General features: G+C 61.4%; 6 protein-coding genes and 1 pseudogene. 3 read left to right on the top strand and 4 right to left on the bottom strand.

What is annotated here, in order from left to right:
- Positions 1–117 (bottom strand): annotated as a pseudogene (locus AC097N_RS13640) (5-dehydro-4-deoxyglucarate dehydratase); the annotation flags it as partial.
- A 244-nt stretch (positions 118–361) separates the two neighbouring features.
- Between AC097N_RS13640 and AC097N_RS13635 the strand changes: the two are divergent.
- Both AC097N_RS13635 and garD read left to right on the top strand, forming a co-directional pair.
- Positions 362–1,078, top strand: coding sequence for a FadR/GntR family transcriptional regulator (locus AC097N_RS13635; RefSeq protein ID WP_479581725.1), 717 nt, complete (start codon positions 362–364; stop codon positions 1,076–1,078).
- Between the two features lie 106 nt (positions 1,079–1,184).
- Positions 1,185–2,765, top strand: coding sequence for a galactarate dehydratase (gene garD / locus AC097N_RS13630; protein WP_479581723.1), 1,581 nt, complete (start codon positions 1,185–1,187; stop codon positions 2,763–2,765).
- Positions 2,766–2,774: 9 nt separating this feature from the next.
- On the opposite strand, the gene AC097N_RS13625 is transcribed toward garD, so the two are convergent.
- Positions 2,775–3,194, bottom strand: a complete 420-nt coding sequence (locus AC097N_RS13625; protein WP_479581721.1) for a nuclear transport factor 2 family protein — start codon at positions 3,192–3,194, stop codon at positions 2,775–2,777.
- Between the two features lie 63 nt (positions 3,195–3,257).
- On the opposite strand from AC097N_RS13625, the gene AC097N_RS13620 reads away from it, so the two are divergent.
- Entirely contained in the window at positions 3,258–4,076 is an 819-nt protein-coding gene (locus AC097N_RS13620) for a hypothetical protein (protein WP_479581719.1), read from the top strand.
- Here the strand turns inward: AC097N_RS13620 and AC097N_RS13615 are convergent.
- Both AC097N_RS13615 and AC097N_RS13610 read right to left on the bottom strand, forming a co-directional pair.
- Positions 4,064–5,551 carry an aldehyde dehydrogenase (NADP(+)) gene (locus AC097N_RS13615; protein WP_479581717.1) on the bottom strand — a complete coding sequence of 496 codons (1,488 nt, stop codon included), beginning with the start codon at positions 5,549–5,551 and terminating at the stop codon, positions 4,064–4,066. The two genes, AC097N_RS13620 and AC097N_RS13615, sit on opposite strands and share 13 nt — an antisense overlap.
- Before the next feature lie 87 nt (positions 5,552–5,638).
- Positions 5,639–6,748: a 5-methyltetrahydropteroyltriglutamate--homocysteine S-methyltransferase gene (locus AC097N_RS13610; protein ID WP_479581715.1), complete on the bottom strand. Its 1,110-nt coding sequence runs from the start codon at positions 6,746–6,748 to the stop codon at positions 5,639–5,641.
- Between the last annotated feature and the right edge of the window lie 86 nt (positions 6,749–6,834).

Below are 6,834 nucleotides of genomic sequence, written 5' to 3'. Positions count from 1 at the left end.
CCACTCCAGACGGGCGGCATAACCTTTGGCGTTGAAATCGCCGTGGGCGTCAAAGTCTGTCACCGGGAAGGACAGCAGGCCGCTGGATATGATGGTTTTGAGGTCTTGGGGGGTCATCAGCTTCTTTCGCTTAAAAAAGTGGAATACGGGCAACATGCTTTGAGGTCAGTGGCTTCTCTTGAATTTTAGTCATCACATGTCAGACATCTTAATATAGAGGTTATTCGATATGACAACATTAGGGAAAATACGCATAGTTGACTGACAGAAGAGGCCTGCCACGTAAAATTGGTCATTTACCTCATTTAGAAATTTTCGACGCGGCGGCCAGATGTCGCGGTATCCGGAAGCTATCCAACCCATGAACGAATCCCTTTTGCAGATCGACGGCAGTGGCACGCTGCCGGATCGGGTCTATGCGCATGTCATTGAGGCGATTCTTCGTGGGGACTTTTCCCCTTCTGGCAAGTTGCCCACCGAGAGTGCGTTGGTGCGCCAGTTTGGTGTCTCCCGGCCCACGGTGAGGGAGGCTTTGTCGCGCTTGCGTTCTGACGGCCTCATCGACTCCCGGCGGGGCTCAGGCAGCTATGTCATCAAGTCGCCCGGCTTCCCCGCGGCAACGCCAACACCAGTTAAAAGCCTGGCAGATATTGACTGCTACTACGCTTACCGCGCCTGTGTGGAAGCGGGCGCGGCAGCCGGCGCCGCCGAGTTTCGCGACGCCGCTGATCTGGAGGAGATACATGCCGCCTTCGACGCGCTGGGCGTGATCATGGAGACGGGTGAATCCGGGGTGGACGCGGACATGCGTTTTCACCTGGCCATTGCACGCGCCTCCCACAACCCGTTTTTTGTCGCCACGGTCGAAACAAGTGTGGCCCCGATACGCCAGTTCATCGAGCTGGCCCGCCACTTGACCGACAAGAAAAGCCAGGAGCGCATGCGCACAACACAAGCCGAACATCAGGCGATTGTGAGTGCCATTGAACGGCGCTCACCGGCCGAGGCGGCCGACGCGATTCGGGTGCATGTTCAAAACTCCAAACGGCGTATTTTTGAGAGCACGACCTTGCGATAGCCTCGGTTCAGGGAGGTCTTGGTCGTAATATTTGTTTGACAACTTTTAAAGTTGTCAGATAATTAAAACTTGCGCAGCATCATGCTGTGCTTCCACGGAAGCCCCCATGCCACTCAACACCCCCCTGACCATCTGCATGCACGAGCGGGACAATGTCGCCATCGTTGCCAATGACGGCGGATTACCCCCCGGAACGGTTCTGCCGTCAGGCCTTGTGCTGGTAGATCGTGTGCCCCAGGGCCACAAGGTTGCCTTGGTCGACTTGAAGGCCGAGGCGCCCGTGCTGCGTTATGGCATCCCCATTGGTTATGCTTTGACGGATATTCCAGCCGGCAGCTGGGTCCATGAGCGGTTGCTGAACATGCCCGACGCACGCGAACTGGACAACTTGCCTATCGCGACCATCAAGCCTGCACGGCTACCACCTCTGGAGGGTTACACCTTTGAGGGCTACCGCAACCTGGACGGCTCGGTCGGCACCCGTAATATTCTTGCGATCACGCAGACGGTTCAATGTGTCGCCGGTGTCACTGACTTTGCCGTGCAGCGCATCAAGACTGAACTGCTTTCCAAGTTTCCCAATGTGGACGACGTGGTGGCGCTGGAGCACAGCTACGGCTGCGGGGTGGCGATTGATGCGCCGGACGCGCTCATCCCCATCCGCACGCTGCGCAACATCAGCCTGAATCCCAATTTCGGCGGCGAAGTCATGGTGGTCAGCCTGGGTTGTGAAAAACTGCAACCCGAGCGACTGCTTCCGCCCGGCAGCATTCCCCTGGTCGATGAGCGAAATGTATCGGACGTCGGCACCAGTGCGGACACCCCGCTGGACGTGGTCTGCCTGCAAGACGATGCGCATGTGGGCTTCATGTCCATGGTCGAGTCCATCATGCGCCAGGCCGAACTGCATCTTGAACGACTGAATGCCCGCCAGCGCGAGACGGTACCGGCCTCCGAGTTGGTGGTGGGCGTGCAGTGCGGCGGCAGTGACGCGTTTTCTGGTGTCACCGCCAATCCGGCGGTGGGTTTTTGTACCGACCTGCTCGTGCGCGCTGGTGCCAGTGTGATGTTTTCAGAGACCACCGAGGTGCGTGACGGCATTGACCAGCTCACCTCCCGCGCCTCCACGCCCGAGGTGGCCGAGGCCATGATCCGCGAGATGGCCTGGTACGACGCCTACCTCAAACGTGGCGGTGCCGATCGCAGCGCCAACACCACGCCCGGCAACAAAAAAGGCGGCTTGTCCAATATTGTGGAAAAGGCGATGGGGTCCATCGTCAAGTCCGGCTCGGCGCCCATCACAGGCGTTCTGTCGCCGGGTGAGAAGCTGAAGCAAAAAGGGCTGACCTACGCAGCCACCCCCGCCAGCGATTTCATTTGCGGCACCCTGCAACTGGCTGCAGGCATGAACCTGCATGTGTTCACCACCGGGCGCGGTACGCCTTACGGACTTGCCGAAGTACCGGTCATCAAGGTGGCCACGCGCAGCGACCTGGCGCGGCGCTGGCACGACCTGATGGACGTGAACGCGGGCACGATCGCCACGGGCGAGAAGACCATTGACGAGGTGGGCTGGGAGCTCTTTCGCCTGATGCTCGATGTGGCCAGTGGCCGCAAGAAGACCTGGGCCGAGCACTGGAAGCTGCACAACGCCCTGGTGCTGTTCAACCCGGCGCCGGTAACCTGAGTCGGCAACTCAAGCGGTCATTTGTGTTTTTCTGGCCTGGCGCAGCAGCAGGCGCCAGTGGCCAGCATCACTCGCCCAGACCTGGTTCACCCGCAAATCGGCGGTGCCGTGCTGCCCCTGGTTGAAGGTGTTGTACAGCGCGTGGTGGCTGACCAACGCTACGTTGCCGGCGAGCTGGACGGAGACATCGAGCAACTCGATGTTGCGAAAACCGGAGTGGCCGGTCTCGAGCGAACTGATGAACATCTCCTGATTCTGAATGTGACCGTCCGAGTGGCTGTAGGTCATCTCATGGGATGTGAGGGCCGCAATAGCCGCACGGTTGGCGCCCAGGCAGGCGTCACTGAGCGCGTGCATCGCTTGCAGGACGGCGGCTTCCGTGCTGGTGGGCTCGCGGGCGTTGTTGGACAGGATGTGGGAGGGGTTCATTCAGGGGCCTGTTTCTCGGGGTGATGATGCCTACAATTGTCTCTCTACCTATAGACCGAAGCGATGAATCAATCTGTGTTCAACCGCGCCACGCAAGACGTGGGCAACATCGTCGAGTTTGGCCACGTCAACGTGCGCGTGCCAGACCAGCAAAAGGCGATCGTGTTTTACCTCATGGGCTTGGGTTTGACCCGTGACCCGTATCAGCGCATCGGCATCACCAACGCCTGGATCAATGTCGGCACCTCCCAGTTTCATCTGCCGGTTGGCCCAGCCCAGGTGCTGCGTGGGGTAACCGGCTTGGTACTGCCCGATCTGGACGCGCTCATGGCGCGACTGGACAGCGTTGAACAGTTGCTTGCCGATTCTGCGTTCGCCTTTGTCCGCCACGGACCGACGGTTGATGTCACTTGCCCCTGGGGCAACCGCATGCGGGTGCATGCGCCAGACCCGGCACGGTTTGGCAACATGACCCGGGGCATGCCGTATGTGGAGATAGACACCGCACCGGGCAGCGCACAGCGGATTGCCCGCTTCTACGCCGACATCCTGGGTGGCTTGGCCCACCATGGAGAGGATGCGGGGGGCGCCTTTGCCCGCATCGCCATGGGCTTGAATGAAAGCCTGCTGTTCCGCGAAACGGACCGTGCGTTGCCTCCCTATGACGGCCACCATGTGCAAATAACCGTGGCCGATTTTTCGGGCGTTCATGGGCGTTTGCTGGCGCGCGGACTGGTCACCGAGGAGAGCGACGAGAGCCAGTACCGGTTTCAGGACATCACCGACCTGGACACCGGCGAGGTGCTCGCCACGCTGGAGCATGAAGTGCGCAGCATGCGCCACCCCTTGTTTGGGCGGCGCTTGGTCAATCAGCAGGGCTGACCGCGGCGGGCGAGCAGCCACTGCGGTGCATCTTGCAAGCACACAGGGCGCAGGAATCGGTCCAGCGCCGCATCACCCACCGAGGTGGTCATGGGCTGGGTGCTGGAGGGCCATGGGCCACCGTGCTGCTGCGCGGCGGTAACGGCCACGCCGGTTGGCACGCCAGCAAACAGCACGCGACCCGCGATATTCATGGCACCGCGCACCAACGCACGCGTGTCATCGGTCTCGTTCTCGGCGCCCCACAGGGTCACGGTCAGGCTGCCGCCCACGGCTTGCAGAACGTCCAGTGCGTCAGCGACCGATTCGGCCCGCACGATCAGGCTGGCGGGGCCGAACACTTCTTCACGCAACGCGGCTTTGGCAATGAAACTCACTGCGCTGACCTGAGCCAGGAAAGGGCGGGGTGCTTCTGCATTACCGGCCCCTTGCACCAGCGGCTGCACACCAGACGCCACCAGGTGGGCCACACCGGCGTCAAACGCCTGGCGCATGCCGGGGGTCAGCATGGCGTGGGGGTTTTGCGCGGACAGGGCGCTGGCAAGGTGGGTGACAAACGTGTCGTTGGTGGCTTTGTCGGCGGGGCTATCAATCAACACAATCACACCGGGGCTGGTGCAAAACTGGCCACAGCCTTGGGCGATGGAGCCCGCCAATGTGGCGGCCAGTTCAGCGCCTTTGGCTGCGAGCAGCGTGGGCAGAGCGACCACGGGGTTGGTAGATCCCAACTCACCATAGAAAGGAATGGGGCGGGGGCGTGCATTGGCCTGCGCCTGCAGGGCTGCGCCGCCGCGAGTGGACCCCGTGAAAGCGCCCGCTGCAATGGCCGGATGCCGTACCAGGTGCACACCCACGTCCGTGCCGCCGCCCTGAATCATGCTGATCAAACCGGCAGGCAGCCCCAGGCTTTTGAGCACCGGTGGAATCAGGCCCGCCACGCGGTTGGACAACACCAGATGACCCGAGTGCGCCTTGACAACCACAGGACAGCCCGCAGCCAAAGCGGAGGCCGTGTCACCACCGAGTACCGAGAACGCAAACGGAAAATTGCTGGCCGAGAACATGGCAACCGGACCCAGCGGCACGCGCTGGCGCACCATCGCAGGGTGGCCAGCGGGCGGTCCACCTGCGACGGCGGGGTCGTTCACAAAGTCAAACGGGACGCCGCGTTCGGCGATGTCCGCAAAGCGCCGCAACTGGAACGTGGTGCGGTCCAGTTCGCCATTGAGACGAACGGGGCCCAAGGCGGTCTCTTCGTCGGCCAGCGCGACCAGCGCGTCACGGTCTGATTCAAGTGCTGTGGCCAGGCCGCGCAGCAAGGCTGCGCGGGTGGCGCCGTCACTGGCGGACCAGCTGACAAAGGCTTGTGCGGCGGCTTCGGCAGCCGCGTCAACCTGCTCGGATGTGTGGGACATCAACGGTGCGCCGAGGGGCTCGCCGGTGCGTGCTTTATAGGATTGCAGTTTTTTTGTCATGTGATGGCTTGTCTTGTCAGTATCGGGAAAGGTGCATCTTATTCCCAGCGCAGATGGTAGCCCCGTGCGAAGGCTGGGATTTGAGGCTCAGCCGCCCCAAACTTCCTGCGCCGTTTCAATGACCAGGCGCAGCTTGGCGCGCTGCGCTTCTACCGCAATGTCGTTGCCATGCACGGTGCTGCTGAAGCCGCACTGGGGTGACAGAGCCAGCTGCTCCAGTGGTGCGTAGCGGGCGGCTTCGTCAATGCGGCGTTTGAGGTCGTCTTTGCTCTCCATCGCGCCAAACTTGGTGGTCACCAGCCCCAGCACCACGGTCTTGCCTTTGGGCAGGTAGCGCAAGGGCTTGAAGTCGCCGCTGCGCACATCGTCGTACTCCATGAAGTAGGCGTCCAGGTTCATCTCCTTGAGCAAGGCCTCGGCCACCGGCTCGTAGTTGCCGCTGGCCGCATGCGTGCTTTTGAAATTGCCGCGGCACAGGTGCATGGCCAGCAACATGCCCGGTGGTTTTTGCGCCACCACCAGGTTGATGAACTTGGCGTAGCGGTGGGGCAACTCGTTGGGATCGTCCCCGCGCTGGCGGGCGGCTTCGCGCATTTTTTCGTCACACAGGTAGGCCAGGTTGGTGTCGTCCATTTGCACATAGGTGCATCCGGCGGCGGCCAGGCTGCGCAACTCGTCACCGTAGGCGTTGGCCACGTCCTGGTAAAAGTCGGGGTCCAGCTCGGGGTAATGCTGCTTGCTGATACCGGCGCGGCCGCCGCGGAAATGCAGCATGGTGGGCGAGGGGATGGTGACCTTGGGCGTGTTGCCCGCACTCACCTGGCTTTTCAGGTACTGAAAGTCCACCAGCTGGATGTCCTTGACGTGGCGCACCTTGTCGATCACGCGCATCACGGGGGGTGCCAGTTCCAGCGTGCCATCGGGCTTTTGGATGGTGACGGGAATGTCGGTTTTCACGCCGCCGATCTGCTCCAGAAAATCGATGTGGAAATAGGTGCGGCGGAACTCACCGTCGGTGATGCTTTTCAGGCCCACGTCTTCCTGGAACTTCACGATCTCGGTGATGGCCTGGTCTTCCACCAAACGCAGTTGCTCCGGGGTGATGACGCCCTGGGCTTTTTGCTCGCGGGCCTCCAGCAGGTAGTGGGGGCGCAGAAAACTGCCCACATGGTCGTAATGGGCGGGTAGCTGGGTCATGACGGTCTCCGGTGGTGTGGTGCTGAAGCTCGAATGGTAGACCATCTTCCGAGAGTCGAATTGAATACAGAGAGTCGCTTTTTTAT

The organism is Rhodoferax sp. LS1R11, from assembly GCF_056521395.1.
Note: the sequence above shows the minus strand (reverse complement) of the source record. Positions and strands in the feature narration are given on the sequence as shown.

Bases quoted from the DNA above. Each gene is read 5' to 3' on its own strand.
- AC097N_RS13635 (WP_479581725.1), top strand. From the start codon at position 362: ATGAACGAATCCCTTTTGCAGATCGACGGCAGTGGCACGCTGCCGGAT.
- garD (WP_479581723.1), top strand. From the start codon at position 1,185: ATGCCACTCAACACCCCCCTGACCATCTGCATGCACGAGCGGGACAAT.
- AC097N_RS13625 (WP_479581721.1), bottom strand. From the start codon at position 3,194: ATGAACCCCTCCCACATCCTGTCCAACAACGCCCGCGAGCCCACCAGC.
- AC097N_RS13620 (WP_479581719.1), top strand. From the start codon at position 3,258: ATGAATCAATCTGTGTTCAACCGCGCCACGCAAGACGTGGGCAACATC.
- AC097N_RS13615 (WP_479581717.1), bottom strand. From the start codon at position 5,551: ATGACAAAAAAACTGCAATCCTATAAAGCACGCACCGGCGAGCCCCTC.
- AC097N_RS13610 (WP_479581715.1), bottom strand. From the start codon at position 6,748: ATGACCCAGCTACCCGCCCATTACGACCATGTGGGCAGTTTTCTGCGC.